We start from the raw sequence: 18,600 nt of genomic DNA on the forward strand, positions 1-18,600 counted from the left end.
TAATGTCAATTTGGGGACTTATCGCCAGTGCTAGTTTTGTTGTTCAACTTGTTATGTTGATACTGCTAGCGGCTTCCATTTTTTCGTGGATTGTAATATTTCAAAGAATTCGTGTTTTAAAAGAAGCAAAAAAAGTGCGCACTGCTTTTGAGGAAAGCTTTTGGTCTGGAATAGATCTTAGTCAGCTGTATCGTAAGTTAACGCAAGAGGGCCGTAAAGTTGAGGGGATGGAAAATATTTTTACTTCTGGCATCAAAGAATTTACTCGCTTAAGACAGAGTCATAACGTTGATCCAGAAGCCATCATGGATGGTGTTCAACGAGCAATGCGTGTGGCGCTTTATCGAGAAGAGGAAAAACTGGATCAACATCTACCATTTTTAGCAACTGTGGGCTCAACCAGTCCATACATTGGTTTGTTTGGTACCGTTTGGGGGATTATGCATTCCTTCATCGGGCTTGCAGAAGTTCAGCAGGCAACATTAGCAACTGTTGCACCAGGCATTGCTGAAGCTCTTATAGCAACAGCTATAGGCCTAGCAGCAGCGATTCCTGCCGTTATTGCTTATAACCGTTTTTCCTCTACTGCGGAATCTCTTGGCTCTAGCTATGAAAATTTTGCTGACGAATTCACCAGTATCCTTCACCGTAAGGTGCATGTGAGAGAGGGAGGCGCTGTATAGTGGCTCGCTCAAGAAGAAGAAATAAACGTCGTCCAATGGCTGAAATCAATGTCGTTCCATATATTGATGTCATGTTGGTGCTGCTTGTTATTTTTATGATTACTGCTCCAATGCTTACGCAAGGTGTTGATGTTGAGTTGCCTAATGCAAACGCATCACCCATTCAAGACTCTGAAAATGATGTCATGATTGCCTCTGTTGACTCAAAAGGTCAGTACTATTTAGATGTAGGTGGTAAGCAAGAATCTATCGCTTTAGCTCAATTGCAAGACCGAGTTAGAAAAGTATTGAGCCAAAATCCTAAGATGTCCGTACTAGTGAGAGGTGATAAAAATGTCTCTTATGGTGATGTCATTGGGCTTATGGTAACGCTACAAGGTGCTGGCGTTCCAAATGTTGGTTTAGTAACCGAGCCGGATAACAAATAATGAAATGGTTACGTAGTGACAATTATAGTATTCCAACAGTACTGGCCATAGGCTTACATGCAAGCATTGTTGTGGCTGGATTGGTTGCTATTGACTTTAGTGACGATGAGCCCCCAAGGCCTAAAAGACCACCTATCGTTAACGCTACCGTTGTTGATGTCTCTCAAACCATAATAGGCAAAAGAGAGTCTGATGAAAGAGCGGCGAAACAGCAGGCGGCTGCTTTAGCTGAGCAAAAGAAAAAGGAAGCAGAGCAAAGTAGAAAAAAAGAAGCTGAGCGCAAAGCGGCTGAAGAGCAGCAGAAGCAACTAGCTCAAGCTAGGCAGGCAAAAGAAGCAAAAGAAAAAGAAGCGCAAAAGCAAGAAAATGAAAGAAAGCAAAAAGCAGCAGAACAAAAGCGAATTGCACAAGAAGCAGAAAGCAAACGGTTAGCTCAAGAACAGGCTGACAAAAAACGCCAAGCTGAAAAAGAAGCCAATGAAAAACAGAAGAAAGAGCTTGCTCGTAAAGCTGAAGCTGATCGCTTGGCTGAAGAAGAGCGTAAGCGCCAAGAGGAAGCTGCAAGGTTAGCTGAGAAGAAAAAAGCAGAAGAGGCTGCAGCTAAAGCGGCTGCCGAAGAGGCGAAGCAAAGAGCGGCAGATGAAGCGCAAATGGTTCAATCTATCAGTGGATTAATCAATAATAGAGTGACTGCTGCTTGGATTCGCCCGCCAAGCGCTCGAAATAATATGAAAACCCAGTTGCGTATTTATTTTTTACCTAACGGGGAAGTAATGAATGTTCAAGTAACTGCAGGCAGCGGTGATGCGTTATTTGACCAAAGAGCAGTGGATGCCGTTTATAAGGTAAGAAAGATAGATGAGTTGGCAAAAGTAGACTCTTATGTTTTTGAGAGAAACTTTCGTCAGGTAGATTTGATTTTTAACCCGCAAGATTTGAGAAACTAATGATGTTTAAAAAATACTTGAGTGTTTTATTCACTTGCTTAATATTTATAAGCTCAGCCAGAGCTCAATTAGTTATTGAAATAACCAGTGGTGCTGACCAGCTTCTTCCTATTGCCGTTGTTCCTTTTGGTTATGATGGTGTAGATGCACTACCTGAAGATGTTGCTCAAATTGTAGAGGCTGATTTAGCTCGCAGTGGTTTATTTCAAGCTATTCCGCGCTCTAATATGCTGAGTATGCCAACGAAAGAGGCAGATGTTTTTTATAGAGATTGGCGGCTTTTGAAAAGTGATTATGTTGTTATTGGCACCGTTAAAAAATTACCTAATAATCAATACCGAATTGGTTTTGAGTTATTAAATGTTTTAAGTCAAAAGCCTGTACAAAAACATAGCTCTATTGATGTTAGTTCAAAAAACTTTAGAGATGCTGCTCATTATATTAGTGACAAAGTTTACGAATTATTGACAGGGACAAGAGGCGCATTTAGTACTAGAATATTATATGTTACTGCAGAGGGTGATAAAAAAGCACCGCTGTTCAAATTACAGGTTGCAGATGCAGATGGGCATCGGCCGCAAGTTGTAGTTGAGTCAAAAGAGCCTATATTGTCTCCATCTTGGAGTATGGATGGTCGAAAAATTGCCTATGTAATGTTTAGAAATCGACGTCCTAATATTTTTATTCAAGAGTTAGCGACAGGTAAGCGTCAGCAAATTGCACAATTTAGAGGATTAAATGGCGCACCTTCATGGTCGCCAGATGGAAAAAAATTAGCATTGGTACTATCTAAAGATAATAATCCTGAAATTTATACTTTAGACATCGCGACACAAAAGCTGGAGCGTATGACCAACCATTATGCTATTGATACCGAACCAAGCTGGGAACCAGATGGTAAGGGAATTGTATTCACATCTGATCGAGGCGGTAACCCGCAGATATATCGACTAGATGTAAATAGTAAGCGTGTAGAGAGGGTCACTTTTGAAGGTGATCTAAATACCAGAGCAAGAATGACGCCAGATGGCCGTTATATTGTGACGGTTCAGAAGAACGATGGTAATTATCATATTGCGCTTCAGGATATGAAAACAGGCCGAGTTCAAATTCTCACAGAGACTTATTTAGATGAATCGCCAAGCATTGCGCCAAATGGTAGCATGGTGATGTATGCCACAACCTATCAAGGAAAGGGTATCTTAGCCGTAGTATCCGTTGATGGGCTTGTAAAATACAGGTTGCCATCAGCAGACGGAGATGTACGAGAGCCATCTTGGTCCCCGTATTTCAAATAAAGACATTGAGGAGTGAATAATGAGTGTAACAAAACTAGGTAAGTTTGCTGTAATTGGTTTGTCTGCAGCTTGGATTGCAGGTTGTAGCACAACAGCAACAGATACTGATTCTTCAACTGTTGCTGAAGATGCCAATACAACTGAACAAGCAAATGATACAACTGAAAATTCTGATCAGGCATTTGGTGCAGGCCAAGACGATGCAATGACTAGTGTTATCGTTGACGAAAATGCTTCTAACAACAACGGCATGGATTCTTTGGCTGGCGTAGAGACTGTATTCTACTTTGACTTCGATAAGTCAATTGTACGTCCAGAATCTCGTGAAGCTTTAGCTAAACATGCTGAATACTTGGTAGGAAATCCAGATGCTCGCGTCGTTTTAGAAGGTCATGCTGATGAGCGCGGAACACGCGAATACAACATGGCTCTAGGTGAGCGTCGTGCTAAAGCAATTAGTCGTTATTTGACAATCCAAGGTGTTGCTGCTTCTCAAATCGAAACAGTAAGCTTTGGTGAAGAAGTTCCTGTTGCCTTCGGTCATGACAGCAATGCTTGGCAGTTAAACCGTCGAGTTGAAGTTCGTTACGAAAAATGATCTCTAAAAGCGTAAGAGTTCGCTCTTTTGCAATGGCGCTGTGTTTCACAGCGCCATTTGCGCTAGCTGAAGCTCAGCAAATGAATGGCGGTCTTTCGCCAAACGCTGCTGCCGATCTTCTTTTTCAATTAGAAACACTGCAACAGGAGGTTCAAAGCCTTCGTGGACAATTGGAAAGTCAAGGTCATGAGTTAAAGCTAATGAAAGAGAGCCAAAGAGATCGTTACATCGATTTGGATAAGCGAATATCGTTGCTTATGTCTGCATCCGCAAATGAACCAAAATATTCATCGGCGCCAGCACCAAAAGTGGAGCAACCAGCCACACAGACATCAGTAGAAAAAAACAATAAAGCAACTAATTCGCTAGTGCCTTCACCTCTAGCTCCTATTAGTTTGCAGCCTGCCACAACTGAAGCTCAGCAAGCCTATAATGATGCTTATAATTTGATTCGTCAGAGAAATTTTGACGAAGCAGAGACTGCATTTGCGAAGTTTGTAAAGGACTACCCAAACAACTCCTTAACAGGAAATGGTTATTACTGGTTGGGAGAAGTTAAACTGGTGCAAGGTAAATCTCAAGAAGCAATAGATGCATTTACTATTGTAATCCAGAACTTTCCTGGACACAGCAAAGAGCAAGACTCATTGTATAAGCTAGGCACCGTAAGTGATCAGCTTGGTGACAGTGCAAAAGCTAAATCCTATCTACAGGATGTTATTAGGCGTTTTCCCGATAGTAAAGCAGCTAAACTAGCGGCAGGATATTTAAGTAAAATTAAATAACTTGCAATCCTCAGCGGGCTCTGTATTATACGCAACCCGTTGGGTCGTTAGCTCAGTTGGTAGAGCAGTTGACTTTTAATCAATTGGTCACTGGTTCGAATCCAGTACGACCCACCAACATGTTTTTTATTCCTTTTGTGATTTTTTGGGTCGTTAGCTCAGTTGGTAGAGCAGTTGACTTTTAATCAATTGGTCACTGGTTCGAATCCAGTACGACCCACCAAAAAAACACTCATTCCGCTCCCAGTTTCTTAAGGGGTAATGATATGTCCGAACTTTTCAATAAAGCAGCACTTCGCGATACGGTTCAAAAGTATCTATCTGAAGCTGAAAAAACTCTTGAAATAAAATCTGTCGACAACGATCAAATTCGCGACGAAATCAAATCTTTGCTCAAACAAAAGAATGCTGTTTTAGTTGCTCATTATTACACTGAAGATGCTATTCAAGAGCTCGCGGAAGAGACTGGCGGAATAATAGCCGACTCGCTAGAGATGGCGCGCTTTGGCGCAAATCACGAAGCCAAGACGCTTGTGGTTGCCGGTGTTAAGTTTATGGGAGAGACTGCGAAAATTCTGAGCCCAGAGAAAACGATCCTAATGCCTACTCTTGAAGCAACATGTTCGCTGGATATTGGCTGCCCAATTGAAGAGTTTTCAGCTTTTTGCGATCAGCATCCAGATAGAAAAGTGGTTGTATATGCAAATACCTCTGCTGCAGTTAAAGCGAGAGCGGATTGGGTTGTAACCTCTAGTATCGCCTTAGATGTTGTTAACCATCTTGTGGAGCAGGGTGAAAAGATCATTTGGGCACCTGATCAGCATTTGGGTGGTTATATCCAGCGCGAAACCGGAGCGGATATGATTCTTTGGGACGGTGCTTGTATTGTTCATGAGGAGTTTAAAGCAAAGGGTATTTTAGATTTAAAAGCGATTTATCCGGACGCTGCAGTGCTGGTTCATCCAGAGTCTCCTGAAGCCGTTGTTGAAGTAGCCGATGTTGTGGGCTCGACATCCCAGCTATTAAATGCATCAAAAAATATGCCTAACGATACCTTTATTGTCGCTACCGACAGGGGTATTTTTTACAAGATGAAGCAGGCATCACCAAATAAGCGTTTTGTCGAGGCTCCTACAGCGGGCTCTGGGGCAAACTGCCGTAGTTGTGCTCATTGCCCTTGGATGGCATTAAACAGCTTAGAGATGCTTCGTAACTCATTAAGAGATAATTCTGGTGAGATTTATGTACCCGAAGAAACCAGAGTTAAAGCTCTGATTCCTTTGCAGCGTATGCTTGATTTTCAAGTAAAATAATCTCGCTTCAATTTTAGGGACTGCTAATTATTTAGTGTCCCTAAATATTTCATTTCCAAATCCGAAAACGCCAATTGCAGCCGATCACATTCAAGACTCTTTTTATTGTACCTTACTCTGAGTGCTTGATAATCCTTACTTGATACCATCTTTGATAATTTGTTTTTTAGTTCTGTTGTCGCTTGAGCTAATTGCCTATTTTTCTCTCTCTGTTCCGCAAGAGGTTTTGACTGGCTTCTTAAGCTATTAGAATCACTTAGAGAGTGGTTTTCTAATTTTTGCTTCAATTGATTATTGGTGTTTTCTGCGGTTTCCAATTCTTGTGCCAATAAAGTTACGCACGTTTCTGACTCATGCAACAATCGCTCTAACATTTTCGCATCTTTATCTTGTTCGATCAGACTGTCTGTTGACATGCTTTCAAGAGCTGTATTTAAGCCATCACGCAATGAGCCAAGGGCTTCTTTTTTGTTAATACTTAAGGCTTGTAGATTACCAATCGCCGTTTCATTGCTTCTACTTAATTGTTTTTCTAATTCTGCTAATTTGGCATCCTTAATACTAATGTCTTGAGTTAAGGAGGCAATAGACAAATCAGACGTTTCTAGCTCAGCTTCTAACTGCAAAATAACCGCTTGGGATTCTTCCGACATTCGCTCCATTTTAGTCACAGCAACTTTTTGAGCCTCAAGAGCAGCATGTGAATTGTTATTCTTATAGGCCTTATCTATTTCATTTTTTAGTTGGTCTATCACCATTTTTTGCCGATCGGAAAGGCTACTTAAGCTTAAGATTTGTTTAAAGGAAGCGTTACGTATTGCCTTTTCTTGTGTTTGAGCCGTTGGGATCTGTAAATTAAATTCTGTACTGCTTCCTGTGTGTTCAAATTGTTTTTGTTCCAGTTTTTTAATTTTTTTCTGTAGATTATCAATTTCAGTTTCTAGGCGCTGTTGTTCTGCTTTTTTTATTCCTAATTGCTTGATGCGCTTTGTTGCTCGTTCAATATTTTTGCGTAAATCTTCGTTTAATAAGGCTTGATTTTTTAATAGGGACTCTTTAGTGATGAGTATTTCTGCAGCCTGAAAGAATTCTTCTTCCATCTCCTTTAGGTTTTGATGCAATTCTTCAGGATTGGTTGTTTGTAGTTTCGGAGCTGACAATGCGTACAGTAAGCTTGATAAAAAGCGATTTAAAATTGGTTTTGGTTTTTCACTAACTTGATTTAATAAAATAGCCCTTTCAGCCTTTAGGACTGTCCCCCAGATTTTCACTCTATTTATTTCATGTTGATCAAGCTTACCAGGTACGATGGAGCTTGCTGCAAAATTAATTTGTAAGTCCAAATAGTGAGCTAATCCCTTATAAACTTTAGAGTCATCTATCTCATCAGTATCTTCTTGTGCTTTTAGAGGGGGGGTCGTGTCAGATTGTTTTTTTATGTTTTTTTTAACAAGTGAGCGAGATAGCCATAAGAAAATACAGTTGGCCAATAAAAGAAAGGTACTTAACTCAAGCAACGCCCAAATCAACCACTTTGACATAAAAACTCCTAGGCCCTAAAGTCATAGATGTGATATCCATTATCATTAAGCTATAGCCAATCATCATTTTAGCTTGCTGTTTTTCTTATGTTAGCGGAAATAATTATTTTATGAGTAAAGAATTTATAACATTTATGCGTAATCGTGTATCGCAGCCGGCACTTGATTTGCCAGCGCCAAGTGAAACTGAATGGGAGTCTATCTTGGAAGCCGCTAGTCGAGCTGCAGATCATGGCAACCTCAAGCCTTGGCGCTTTTGTGTTTTTGAAGGAGAAGGGCGCTCAAAGTTGGGCCAGATTTATTGGCATCATGCTTTATCTGAAGTTGATTCGATGCCAGAAAGTAAAGAAGAGGCCTTTATTAAAAAGGCATATCGAGCTCCCGCAGTCTTATTAGTTTATGCTCGAATACAAGATCATCCTAAAGTCCCCCCAATAGAACAGATTATGGCTGCCTCTGCAGCGGCTCAGCAAGTTTTATTAGGGTTAAATGCTCTTGGTTATGGTGGTATGTGGCGAAGTGGCCCTGCCTGTTTCACTCAAAAAACAAAAGAGCTTTTATCGCTACAGGAAAATGATCAAATAATTGGTCTAATCTATGCGGGAACGCCTAAAGAGCAGCCGGTATCTATACCTGAGGTAAAACTTGCTAATCACTTAAAATGGGTAAGAGATTAATTTTTAAGACTAATTTGACAAAAACTAGTTGCAATCTTTTTTCCTCATAACTAGAATACGCGCACAAATTACGCAGAGCGTATAAAGGTTTTGGTGAGCTGTCCGAGTGGCCGAAGGAGCACGCCTGGAAAGCGTGTATGTCGAAAGGCATCAAGAGTTCGAATCTCTTGCTCACCGCCATTATTTGAAAAAAGACATCATCTGATGTCTTTTTTTTCGCCTTTAATTTATTGAAATTGTTGTATTTACTCCCAAGTGGCATCTTGTTCAGAAAGTGTGAAGTGTATGTCACGACCATCAGAACACATTTGCACAACGGCTGATGGCGAGCCATCATCATTTAATGTCACTAAACTAATCCCTGCTGCATTCAGAAGGCGCTCACCGTGAGCGGCTGTTTCTGGTTTATGGGGAATAACTTTCATGCTGCGACGTCGAGTAAACCAGTTTAATGGTGATCTAGGTGAATAAAGCCAGCGATTTAAGCGATCAAATATATCCAATAATTTGCTAGGAAATTCATTCTTAATTCCACTACTGGTAATTTGCCACAAGTCAGATCCTTGTTGGATACCACGTAGCTGAATGTCGTAAACAAAAGAGTAGTGTACATCTCCAGATAGAATGACAAAGTTTTTTGGGGTTTTGTTGTGTCGAAACATATTCATTAAGGCGTAAGCTGAGCCTGGATGAGCCATCCAGTTTTCAGCATCTACCATTAAGGGTTTGCCAATCCAAGTAAAAACTCGCTGGATACTTTCAATTAACTTCACGCCGAAAATAGGTGCTGGTGATACCAACACAACCGCGTCTAAACCTTTCAGTTGCTGCTGCAAGTCCGTTAACGCTTCCCAGTCCATTAGTCCCGAAGGGTTCTCCAGAGATTTCTCAGAGCGCCAACGCTGGGTGCGGGTGTCTAACACAACAAGAGGTGGTGTCGTCTGCCAAGTATAATGCCAGTTTGAGAACCGAAAGAGCTCTTGTATTAATTCATCATGTTCTTCTCTGCCTGGGTTATTAAATACTTTTTGTACTTCGCTAATTAATCCCTCAGAGAAACGTTCAGGCGCATTTCCCCAGCCTTGGCAAACTAGATAGCCAAGTAGGGCATTACCAATAATGCGTGCAGAGAAAGGGTGGTTATAGGCCGTTTGCTCCCAGGCTGCGGTAAGATTCCAATCATCTGTAATATCATGATCGTCAAAGATCATCGCTGCTGGAATATGCGCAAGAGCGCGACGTACTTTAGATAAACCTTTTACAAAGTCTTGCAGAATAGGGATATGTTTCAAAAAGTCTTTTTTTTGCTCATCAGACAAACCTGATGGTTCAGACCAGCCACTACGTTCTAATAACAAATCCCACCCTTTAGGTGACCAAACTAGGGCGTACATGGAGAGCATTTCGGCTAAAGAAATTAAGTGATTTTGGGCTGTGTCAGTCGTAAATACAGGCTTGCGTACACCACCAAAAAATTGATCAATCATACCTCGATTCACTTCATTTTCTGGTAGAAGTGTTTCTCTTGCATAGTAGTAAGAGGATTCTTGGTGAAGCTTTTTGGAACTCTCAATGTCTACACAAGGTAACTTTTCGTCAGGCATACCAAGATGAGGGATTAACTGATGAATGGCCCACAGCATTGGACCTGCGACATCATCAGCATAAATTTGATCTCCACTCATCATCAAAATACTTGGCCAGTCTGTTGGGGTGGTATTTTGCAACAGCTCGTCAACCCTCAGTAACCCGTCTTTGCTAGGATGATGAGGCTTACGACACGAACCATGTAGAATTTTTTTTATCTTAGGCTGCAAGATAAAAAATGGCAGAGGCTGATCGGGATAAACAAGATCTTCAGCCCAATGAGCCCAATCAAGACCATTAAGCTGAATGTCATAATGAATAGGCTGATTCGTGGGTAGCGCCGTTTCTAGTTTGATATTAAGCAACTGTATAAAAAGATTATCGCCCGCTTTTAACTGAGTATGGCATTCAGCTGTTTGAGTTTTATGTAGGGTAAATAGTGCTGTTTCGCTTTTATACAATGTCAAATCAACAGTTACAGGCTCTGTAGTCATTAACCAGAACGTGAGCTGATTTGGGGTCATTCTTCGCAATATTGGACCAGCTAATACCTGCATAATTTTCCTTATACGACTTGTTGAATAGTACATTTAGTAATATCTAACAAGGTACAACACTAATCTGCAAATAAAAGGTCAGCTTTTTCAAAAAGTATAGGTCGGCCTTCCTTTGTTGTGGAAGTTATCGTCATCTTGGCATTTAACATCAATTGATCATCGCAAGATCGATAAATTTTTTGAAGAAAGGCAAGTTTAAGCTTAGATATGCGCTCTACACTTGTTTGAATGTAAAAAGAATCGCCGCTTTGTAAGGACCTTTTGTATTCTAACTCAGCTTTTATCAATACAAGGTGTATTCCTTGTTTGGTAATTTCAGCAAAGTCTAATCCTCTAGATTTTATGAATTTATGTCTAGCATGTTCTAGATAGTTTTGATAAACAGCGTTGTTAACAATTCCCTGCATATCACATTCGTAATCACGAACTTCAGAATGATCGCGATCTTTTTGCTCCAAATTGTCCTTCATGGCATTGCCTTAAATATAGTAGTTTTTTATTCATGATGAGCAATACGATTTTTTCCAGATCGTTTTGCGTACAATAAATAATGTTGTGAACGCTCAACTAGCTCGTTAGGGCTTTCGTCACCGAATAAAGTGGCTACTCCTATGGAAACAGTCACCTGTCGCAGTAGCACCTTAGTATTTTTGTAGCGTATTTTTTGAATTGATACTTCATTACGAATAAATTCAGCTAATTGAGATGCAACGCTTAACTCTGTCTCACTTAATAGCATGGCAAACCGACCACCTTTAAGACGAGCAATAGAACCATTTTCTGGCAACAACCCAAGTAAAAGCTTTGCTATGTATCGAATAAGCGATGTGCCTACTTTTTTACCATATTCTTGATTAATCTCAGCAAGGTCATCAATGTCTATTAACAAGAGGGTTAAATCATCCTCAGCATAAGGCACGAGAGAGAATAACGATCGTTCAAAACCTTTTTCATTAGCCAATAAGGTAATTGCATCAAGTTCCGTATTTTTCTTCACATCTAACAATTCAGATCGAAGCGTAGCTAACTCTTCTTGAGCAGAAAGTAGCGAGCGACTAAAATTTTCAATAGCTTGATTGGCTTTAAAAGCACCTTGCTCTAAAAAAAGTGCTAGTTTTTCGACTTGGGCGGCATTATTGGCATTTTTAAGTGCCGCTTTTGCGCTACGCAGTGTGCCGTTAAACTTTTCAAGCTCATTAGAAATACTTGTAGTGTCCGTTTCTAAATTAGTAGTAAGGCTTTTTAATGTTGAATCCTGGCGGTGAGCGTACTGAAACTCTTCAGGTAATAAAAATTCATTGAATAGCTCTTGAGATACAAAAGCGGGCAGGCTGCCAAACCGACGTAACGCACGATCAACAACTTGGTTAAGTTTTGGGCTTCTATTTGAAGCATATTCATACCATATCCCATAGTTATAGGGGGTTGGCGGAATATCCAGCTTCACCATAAGGGGTATTGCTGAGCGCATTAGCTTATTAGCTTGCTTAATATTATTCTGGAACATCGGAACCTCTGCTGCCATTAGTTACCACCAAGACGTCCCATTTCGTTGGTGGCAATTCATGTTTTATAAAAGAGCGCGAAAGCTCGGTAACATTACGGCTTCGATTTTATAATGACTTAGTATGTTTTTTCATTATTGAAAACAGGAATATAGTAAGACTAATAATTTATAATAGCCATTAGCCACCGGTAAATTTACTAGAAAAACCTTCTTTTTCAAGTAACTCTTTGACTTTTTGTCGGTTATCTCCTTGTATCTCAATCTGACCATCCTTTACAGCGCCACCGGTACCGCACTGAGTTTTTAATTTTTTACCCAATACTTTTAGTGCTTCTTCAGCAAGCGGAAGGCCAGTAATAACAGTAACGCCTTTACCTTTACGACCTTTGGTTTCGAGGGCAATCAAGACTTTTCCGTTACCAACAACGTTCTCATTTTTGCATTCACACCCAGAAACAGGGTGCTCGCATACGGGACAAAGTCGACCTTGATCCGTTGAATAGACTAAGTTTCGATTCTTCATGGGTTCTCACAACCTCTAACATCCGTTGAAATTAAGTATTTTATCATTTCAATAAAAGCGAATCAGATAAATAATGCTAAATTCGGCATTTAGTGAAAATCTACACTAAGCTAACGATATCACCAGTTTACAGTACGTGTTTGATATGAAGAAAATACTTAAAATTCGACAAGCAACTGAAGCAGACCTTAGGAGTATTTTGCTCTTTGAGTTTCGTAACAGAGGATGGTTTTCGCAATTCTTACCGAATCAAGTATTACAGCAACAAACGGAGATGTACTTCAAAAGCTTACTCAGAAGTAAATTAAAGAATTTACAATATTTGGTCTGCCTACCTAATGATGTCTTAATTGGACGATTTAATGGACAATTATTAAACAGCGAATCAATAGAAGTCTCTTATCGGATTGCTAAGAATTTCACTAATCAAGGTATTGCTCAATACGTGCTAAAACACTTATTACTTCTTTGGGCGAGCAACGGCGTCAAAGAAGTATATGCGCAAGTGGCAGACCACAATAAAGCTTCAATGAAAGTGCTGCTTTCTTGTGGTTTTGAAGTGAATGAAATACAAAAAAATGCGATAAATTTAGCCCCCGAAATCCATGACTGCTGGGTGTTCCGCTGGTCAGTCACAGAAGACTCTTACTATAAAATAGCTAGGTTAGATAACATTCAAGTTTGTTAAGAATATTAGTCATTTCGTCACTAAAATCGGCTTTTAAGGTAATGATTTGCTCGCTTATAGGGTGAGTAAATTCAAGACATGAAGCATGCAGCATCAATCTAAAATCCTCTGGCCAAATTTCTTTGACAACTTTATTAATGTGACGGCAACCATAACAAGAATCACCAACTAGAGGATTCAAATGATGCTTGAAATGTCGGCGAATTTGATGCTTTCTGCCTTGCTTTGGGGTAACTTCTAGCCAGCTTAAACGCATACTGTCATAACGACTTACAGGAAAAGGAAGTTGAAACTGCTTTAATCGAGTAAAGCTTGTTACAGCCTCCCTTTCTGTGCCTTCAATTTTAAAACGAGATCGACCTTTTTGCTCATTAAGCTTCGCAAGAGGGTAATCAATCACACCTGATTCTTCACAATATCCACGCACTAAACAATGATAAGTTTTCCGTGTTTTAGACTCTGAAAATTGAATAGCAAGATGCCTTGCTACTTCAGGGCTAAATGCCATCACCAATACCCCGGACGTTCCGCGATCAAGCCGATGAACAGGGAAGACCCATCTCCCAGTTTGATCTCTTAACCTTTGAACTACAGCGTCTTCCTCATCTTTGGCCAAATGAGTTCTATGCACAAGCAGACCTGCAGGTTTGTTGACGGCAACCAAGTGTTCGTCTTGAAATAAAATATTTAAAGTCATTAAGGTTTATCTATAAAAGAAGTTACTTTATTCATTGCCATGTCCACCAAAGTTTGCATTGCTTCATCACTGGCCCAAGCAATGTGTGGCGTCAGCAAAAAATTTGGCTGTTTAGTAAGCATTTGAAGTGGATGATCTAGTGGCATAGGCTCTTGTGTTGAAACATCAAAAGCAGCGCCTGCAATGACGTTATTTTTGAAAGCTCGAACTAGTGCATGCTCATCTACAATACCACCGCGGCTAATATTTAGTAGTAGACAACTCTGTTTCATTAACGAAAACTCAGCGTCACTAATTAGATCTTTTGTTTCTGGTGTCAGCGGGCAATTGATACTGATGACATCCGCGAGCTGTAAGGCCTCTTCAAACTTGATGTAACCAGATCTAGTGTTTATCGCTCCTTTGCGATCAGCAAAGACCACCTTCATTCCGAAAGCCAGAGCAATGCCAGCGACTTTTTTGCCTAATGTGCCGCCTCCTACAATGGCCATAGTCGAGCCAGATAAATCTTTGATAGAATAATCTAGAAAACAAAAATATTCAGAAGATGCCCATCGTCCAGTTTTTACCGCATCTAAATAAGATGCTAGATTTCTTCTAAGTGCTAGCAACATAGCAAAGGTATGTTCAGGCACACTTATTGTTGAGTAATCGGTCACATTTTGGACGGTAATGTTTTTCTTCTTACAGGCTTCTAGATCTACGTTATTCATACCTGTCGCCATGACTTGCACGAGTTTTAAATCCGCCGCGCCATTGATCGCAGTAGCGTCAACCATCACTTTATTGGTCAACACGATATTTGCATCTTTAATGCGCTCTGCCACGAGTTCAAGTGGCGTGTTTTCATATGTCACCACATCACTAATTTGAACGGGCAATTGAATATTTATCTGCGCAGGGAATGATCCTCTATCTAAGAAAACCGCTTTCATTGAACCTTCCTTATTTTTTCTACTTAATATTGTCTAATAGTGGCTGCAAATGTGGCAGTATATTTTGCAATACGATTGGTTGACCTGCTTTATTAGGATGCAAGCCATCGCTTTGCATTAGATCTTTGTTTAGGGCGACATTTTCAAGCATAAAGGGGAGGTAGGCGAGGCTGTACTTGCTCGCAATGTCTTTGTACAAATTAAAGAACATTTGCGTATAGCGTTTACCGTAATTTTGCGGAATCTGGTTACCAATTAATAACACCACGGCGCCACTTTTTTGAGCTTGCTCAATCATTTTTTCCAAATTAAGTGTGGTCTGATCTAAAGGGTAACCACGTAATGCATCATTAGCACCAAGCTCTAACACCACTATATCTGGTTTATGGGTAGCTAAAAGATCATTAAAACGAGATAGGCCACCTTGTGTTGTTTCTCCGCTAACACTGGCATTTATAACCTGTATTTCAGGGTGCGATTGAGAAAGTTGATTTTTCAGTAAACTAACCCAGCCATCTTGTTGTCGTAAGTTATACGCCGCACTGAGACTATCACCCATAACGAGTAAAGTAGAAGCTGAAACGAATGAACTAATGAATAGCAGCGTGATTATTGTACATAGTTGTATTAATTGCTTTTTTAAAAACATATCAAACCTTTTTAGAGTGAATCATCATGGCTAGAAACACCGCGATTAAAGTATCTAATTTAACTCATACAGTGACGTCGAATACAGGGAATTTAACCATATTGAAAGGAATCAATATGGAAATCAAGGAAAGTGAGTCCGTGGCCATTGTCGGTTCATCTGGCTCTGGCAAGTCTACTTTATTAGGTTTGCTAGCTGGATTAGATGTAAATACGTCCGGTGATATTTTTCTTTATGATCAAGAGTTTTCTAGTCAATCAGAAGAGCAAAGGGCACTTGTTCGTGGCCAATACGTTGGCTTTGTTTTTCAATCATTCCATCTTTTGCCAAGTCTTCAAGCCATTGAAAATGTCATGTTGCCTGCTGAGCTAAAAGGCGATAAAGATGCGCGCAAAAAAGCGGAAGCTCTACTTGAAAAGGTTGGCTTGTCACACCGCTTAACCCATTACCCAAATCAGCTCTCAGGTGGTGAACAGCAACGTGTCGCCATTGCTCGAGCCTTTGCTTCCAACCCAAAAATACTGTTCGCGGACGAGCCTACAGGCAACCTTGATGAAGAAAATGGTAAACTTATTATCAAGTTGTTGTTCGACCTTAACCAATCCCAAGGAACAACGTTGGTGATGGTGACTCATGATAATGAGCTTGCCAAAATGTGCGACCGTCAATTGGTCATGTCTGCAGGTCAGCTAACGGAAAAATCCTTATGAGTTTTGCCTTTCGCTTAATGTTCCGAGATATTCGTAGTGGTGACTTGTTCACTCTTCTATTGGCCTTGGTTATTTCAGTGAGCACGGTCACATCAATAGGTTTATTTATTGACCGCTTGCAATTATCTTTTGAGCAAGAGTCTGCCAATCTATTAGCCGCGGATCGTTTAATCCGCTCAGATGATATTATTCCAGCAGAATGGGAAGCACAGGCAAATGAGCTTTCTTTGCAAACCGCGCAAAGAACCTCTTTTACCACCATGATGTTCGCAGGTGACTCGCTTCAGCTTTCGCAATTAAGTGCGGTTAGTGATGGCTACCCTTTAAAAGGTGCTTATCTGGTCGATGATGTTTTATTTGGTGCCGGTCAGCGTTCGACCGAAACGCCAAAACAAGGTGAGGTTTGGGTGTCGTCACGCTTGGCTAGCTTGCTTAAAATTAGCCTTGGTGATCAGGTTGAAGTAGGCGATGCTAAGCTTAAAGTAACCAAATATTTGGTGAGAGACCCAGGTTCCAGCACTTCCGCTTTTGCAATATCGCCCCGTGCTGTAATGAATATGGCAGATCTAGCGGCAACCAACGTAATTATTCCTGGTAGTCGAGTACGCTACTCCCTTTTACTTGCAGGAGATAGAGCCTCGCTTGACGAGTATGAAAATTGGATTACCCCACAATTAAATGAAGGCCAGCGTTGGCAAACACCAACACAGCGCGGGGAGCGTATCGGTGACACCATTGGCCGTGCAGAGTCCTTTTTATTACTTGCTGGCACTTTAGCTGTTGTTATGTCTGGCGTTGCCATGGCACTGGCTTCCGCTCGATTTGTAAAACGCCATTTGATGCAAGTCGCCATTTTAAAAACACTTGGTGCAACACCGAAATTATTGGGCAAGTTGTTCTTTCTACAACTATTCGCGTTGTTTATTGTCGGCGCCATGATTGGCTTGGGTATTGGTTGGGGAATGCAAGAAATTATTGCTTCTCTGCTGTCTGGGCTAATGTCAACCACATTACCAGAACCATCCATCAGTCGTTTATGGCTAGGTGCCGCGACAGGGATGATATCTATGGTGGTTTTTTGTCTGCCACTAATGTCACACCTTATTAAGATTTCGCCTTTATCAGTGTTACAACCTAACACCAAAATTGAACTCAATAGCTTTGCGATTTATGCGATTGGCTTCATCGGTATGTTTGGGCTGATGTGCTTGTACACCAATGGCTTTTTGCTTCCAAGCATTATGACTGCTGCCATTTTGGGCATTGCACTGTTTGTTGCTGCTATTGGTTGGTTGGCCTTTAAACTTGGCCGTTCGTTGACGTCAGGAGCCACCAGCGGTTGGCAAATAGGTCTTGCTTCGTTATACAGAAGGTTGATACCAAATCTATTTCAGTTGTTGGTTTTCACACTAATTATCATGCTAACTTTGATTCTGATTGGCGTGAAGTCAAGCTTGATTGCTGACTGGCAGCAACAGCTTCCAGAAGACGCTCCAAACCATTATTTATTTAATGTACAAGCTGAGCAAATTGAACAAATTAATGATCAGACAACTCAACTAGGTCTCAAAAAATCCGATTGGTATCCCATGGTACGTGGTCGAGTAACAGCAGTGAACGATGAAACAGTACAATCCCTTTATCCTGAAGAAAAGGGCGAGCCTGAGCTTTATGAACGAGAGCTAAACTTAACTTGGTCAGACTCTCTTGGTAAGGGCAATGAACTTGTCGAAGGGGATTTCGCAGCAGAAGGCCTATCGATTGAGCAACGAGTTGCTAAGGAAGCTAACTTAGACATAGGTGACAAGCTGACTATCAATATTGGTGGCAATATTGTCACCTTGCCAATTACGTCCGTTCGTACTGTTGATTGGGGGTCAATGCAACCTAACTTCTATTTAATTCTACCTAAGAGTGCATTAGAGGATTATCCTGCCAACTTTGTTAGCAGCTTGTTTGTGGATGATACCCAAGCACAATCTTTTTATCGAGCTATGGCGACTTTCCCTACGGTTTCTATCTTGAATGTGGGCGATATTTTAAAACAAATCCAGACCATAATAGGGCAGCTGTCTCAAGCTATTCAATTAGTGTTGTTTTGTATACTAAGTGCTGGCGCTTTGGTGTTATTGGCCAGCGTACGCTCAACATTAGAAGAACGTTTAGAAGAAGGCGCGTTATTGCGAGTACTGGGAGCGAGAGGTGCGTTAGTACGACAGGCACTGTTGGTTGAATTTGGCGCCCTTGGATTCTTTGCAGGACTCATTGCTACCATAGGCGCAGAAACCTGCTTATTAGGCTTGCAGGTTTTTGTATTCAATGCCGAGGCGAGTTTTCATCCATTATTATGGTTGTTAGGGCCAACCATAGGTGTTGTTGTTATCTCAACGATTGGTATATTTGCTAGTAGGACTGTGCTAAAAGTGCCACCCATGCTTTTACTGCGTGGGTTGTAATTAAAATACGCTGCATAAGGT

19 protein-coding genes and 3 tRNA genes are annotated in these 18,600 nt (G+C 40.8%); 14 read left to right on the top strand and 8 right to left on the bottom strand.

What is annotated here, in order from left to right:
* Nucleotides 1-2 precede the first annotated feature (2 nt).
* The 9 genes from tolQ (at nt 3) to nadA (ending at nt 6,052) form a co-directional block, all read left to right on the top strand.
* Nucleotides 3-683 (top strand): protein TolQ, encoded by a 681-nt coding sequence (gene tolQ / locus CYL31_RS10495; protein ID WP_012069892.1) that lies wholly within the window; start codon nt 3-5, stop codon nt 681-683.
* A complete protein-coding gene (gene tolR / locus CYL31_RS10500) occupies nt 683-1,111 on the top strand; it encodes a protein TolR (RefSeq protein ID WP_212915215.1) in 429 nt (142 codons plus the stop codon). The genes tolQ and tolR overlap by 1 nt, the downstream gene beginning before the upstream one ends.
* Nucleotides 1,111-2,058: a cell envelope integrity protein TolA gene (gene tolA / locus CYL31_RS10505; RefSeq protein ID WP_212915216.1), complete on the top strand. Its 948-nt coding sequence runs from the start codon at nt 1,111-1,113 to the stop codon at nt 2,056-2,058. The genes tolR and tolA overlap by 1 nt, the downstream gene beginning before the upstream one ends.
* Nucleotides 2,058-3,356: a Tol-Pal system beta propeller repeat protein TolB gene (gene tolB / locus CYL31_RS10510; RefSeq protein ID WP_212915217.1), complete on the top strand. Its 1,299-nt coding sequence runs from the start codon at nt 2,058-2,060 to the stop codon at nt 3,354-3,356. Before tolA ends, tolB begins: the two co-directional genes overlap by 1 nt.
* 19 nt (nt 3,357-3,375) lie before the next feature.
* Nucleotides 3,376-3,954: a peptidoglycan-associated lipoprotein Pal gene (pal, locus tag CYL31_RS10515; protein ID WP_212915218.1), complete on the top strand. Its 579-nt coding sequence runs from the start codon at nt 3,376-3,378 to the stop codon at nt 3,952-3,954.
* Nucleotides 3,951-4,739 (top strand): tol-pal system protein YbgF, encoded by a 789-nt coding sequence (gene ybgF / locus CYL31_RS10520; RefSeq protein ID WP_212915219.1) that lies wholly within the window; start codon nt 3,951-3,953, stop codon nt 4,737-4,739. Before pal ends, ybgF begins: the two co-directional genes overlap by 4 nt.
* A 41-nt stretch (nt 4,740-4,780) precedes the next feature.
* A tRNA-Lys gene (locus tag CYL31_RS10525) sits at nt 4,781-4,856 on the top strand.
* A gap of 30 nt (nt 4,857-4,886) precedes the next feature.
* Nucleotides 4,887-4,962 (top strand) — tRNA-Lys (locus tag CYL31_RS10530).
* A 43-nt stretch (nt 4,963-5,005) separates the two neighbouring features.
* On the top strand, nt 5,006-6,052 hold the full coding sequence (gene nadA / locus CYL31_RS10535) for a quinolinate synthase NadA (RefSeq protein ID WP_212915220.1): 1,047 nt from the start codon (nt 5,006-5,008) through the stop codon (nt 6,050-6,052).
* Nucleotides 6,053-6,075: 23 nt separating this feature from the next.
* On the opposite strand, the gene CYL31_RS10540 is transcribed toward nadA, so the two are convergent.
* Nucleotides 6,076-7,593, bottom strand: coding sequence for a coiled-coil domain-containing protein (locus CYL31_RS10540; protein WP_212915221.1), 1,518 nt, complete (start codon nt 7,591-7,593; stop codon nt 6,076-6,078).
* 110 nt (nt 7,594-7,703) lie between these two features.
* Here CYL31_RS10540 and CYL31_RS10545 point away from each other — a divergent pair, with 110 nt between their 5' ends.
* Together CYL31_RS10545 and CYL31_RS10550 are read left to right on the top strand one after the other, a co-directional pair.
* Nucleotides 7,704-8,270, top strand: coding sequence for a nitroreductase family protein (locus CYL31_RS10545; RefSeq protein WP_212915222.1), 567 nt, complete (start codon nt 7,704-7,706; stop codon nt 8,268-8,270).
* A 92-nt stretch (nt 8,271-8,362) separates the two neighbouring features.
* Nucleotides 8,363-8,450, top strand: a tRNA-Ser gene (locus CYL31_RS10550).
* Between the two features lie 65 nt (nt 8,451-8,515).
* Here the strand turns inward: CYL31_RS10550 and CYL31_RS10555 are convergent.
* The 4 genes from CYL31_RS10555 to yciH form a co-directional block, all read right to left on the bottom strand.
* On the bottom strand, nt 8,516-10,414 hold the full coding sequence (locus tag CYL31_RS10555; RefSeq protein ID WP_212915223.1) for an alkaline phosphatase D family protein: 1,899 nt from the start codon (nt 10,412-10,414) through the stop codon (nt 8,516-8,518).
* A 59-nt stretch (nt 10,415-10,473) separates the two neighbouring features.
* Nucleotides 10,474-10,884, bottom strand: coding sequence for an acyl-CoA thioesterase (locus tag CYL31_RS10560; protein WP_212915224.1), 411 nt, complete (start codon nt 10,882-10,884; stop codon nt 10,474-10,476).
* A 26-nt stretch (nt 10,885-10,910) separates the two neighbouring features.
* On the bottom strand, nt 10,911-11,939 hold the full coding sequence (locus CYL31_RS10565; RefSeq protein ID WP_212915225.1) for a GGDEF domain-containing protein: 1,029 nt from the start codon (nt 11,937-11,939) through the stop codon (nt 10,911-10,913).
* Nucleotides 11,940-12,099: 160 nt separating this feature from the next.
* Nucleotides 12,100-12,444, bottom strand: coding sequence for a stress response translation initiation inhibitor YciH (gene yciH, locus CYL31_RS10570; RefSeq protein ID WP_212915226.1), 345 nt, complete (start codon nt 12,442-12,444; stop codon nt 12,100-12,102).
* A 145-nt stretch (nt 12,445-12,589) separates the two neighbouring features.
* Between yciH and CYL31_RS10575 the strand changes: the two genes are divergently transcribed.
* Nucleotides 12,590-13,132: a GNAT family N-acetyltransferase gene (locus CYL31_RS10575; protein ID WP_212915227.1), complete on the top strand. Its 543-nt coding sequence runs from the start codon at nt 12,590-12,592 to the stop codon at nt 13,130-13,132.
* Here the strand turns inward: CYL31_RS10575 and CYL31_RS10580 are convergent.
* From CYL31_RS10580 to CYL31_RS10590, 3 genes are read right to left on the bottom strand one after another with little or no spacing between them, the layout of a single operon-like run.
* Nucleotides 13,104-13,829, bottom strand: a complete 726-nt coding sequence (locus tag CYL31_RS10580) for a pseudouridine synthase (RefSeq protein WP_212915228.1) — start codon at nt 13,827-13,829, stop codon at nt 13,104-13,106. The genes CYL31_RS10575 and CYL31_RS10580 overlap by 29 nt on opposite strands.
* Complete coding sequence (locus CYL31_RS10585) at nt 13,829-14,764, bottom strand: D-2-hydroxyacid dehydrogenase (protein ID WP_212915229.1); 936 nt, start codon at nt 14,762-14,764, stop codon at nt 13,829-13,831. Before CYL31_RS10585 ends, CYL31_RS10580 begins: the two co-directional genes overlap by 1 nt.
* Before the next feature lie 19 nt (nt 14,765-14,783).
* Nucleotides 14,784-15,413, bottom strand: coding sequence for an arylesterase (locus CYL31_RS10590; protein WP_212915230.1), 630 nt, complete (start codon nt 15,411-15,413; stop codon nt 14,784-14,786).
* Between the two features lie 26 nt (nt 15,414-15,439).
* Here CYL31_RS10590 and CYL31_RS10595 point away from each other — a divergent pair, with 26 nt between their 5' ends.
* Entirely contained in the window at nt 15,440-16,123 is a 684-nt protein-coding gene (locus CYL31_RS10595; RefSeq protein ID WP_212915231.1) for an ABC transporter ATP-binding protein, read from the top strand.
* Nucleotides 16,120-18,579 carry an ABC transporter permease gene (locus CYL31_RS10600; protein WP_212915232.1) on the top strand — a complete coding sequence of 820 codons (2,460 nt, stop codon included), beginning with the start codon at nt 16,120-16,122 and terminating at the stop codon, nt 18,577-18,579. Before CYL31_RS10595 ends, CYL31_RS10600 begins: the two co-directional genes overlap by 4 nt.
* Nucleotides 18,580-18,600: the final 21 nt, after the last annotated feature.

The organism is Marinomonas sp. A3A (assembly GCF_018336955.1).
GTDB lineage: Bacteria > Pseudomonadota > Gammaproteobacteria > Pseudomonadales > Marinomonadaceae > Marinomonas > Marinomonas lutimaris.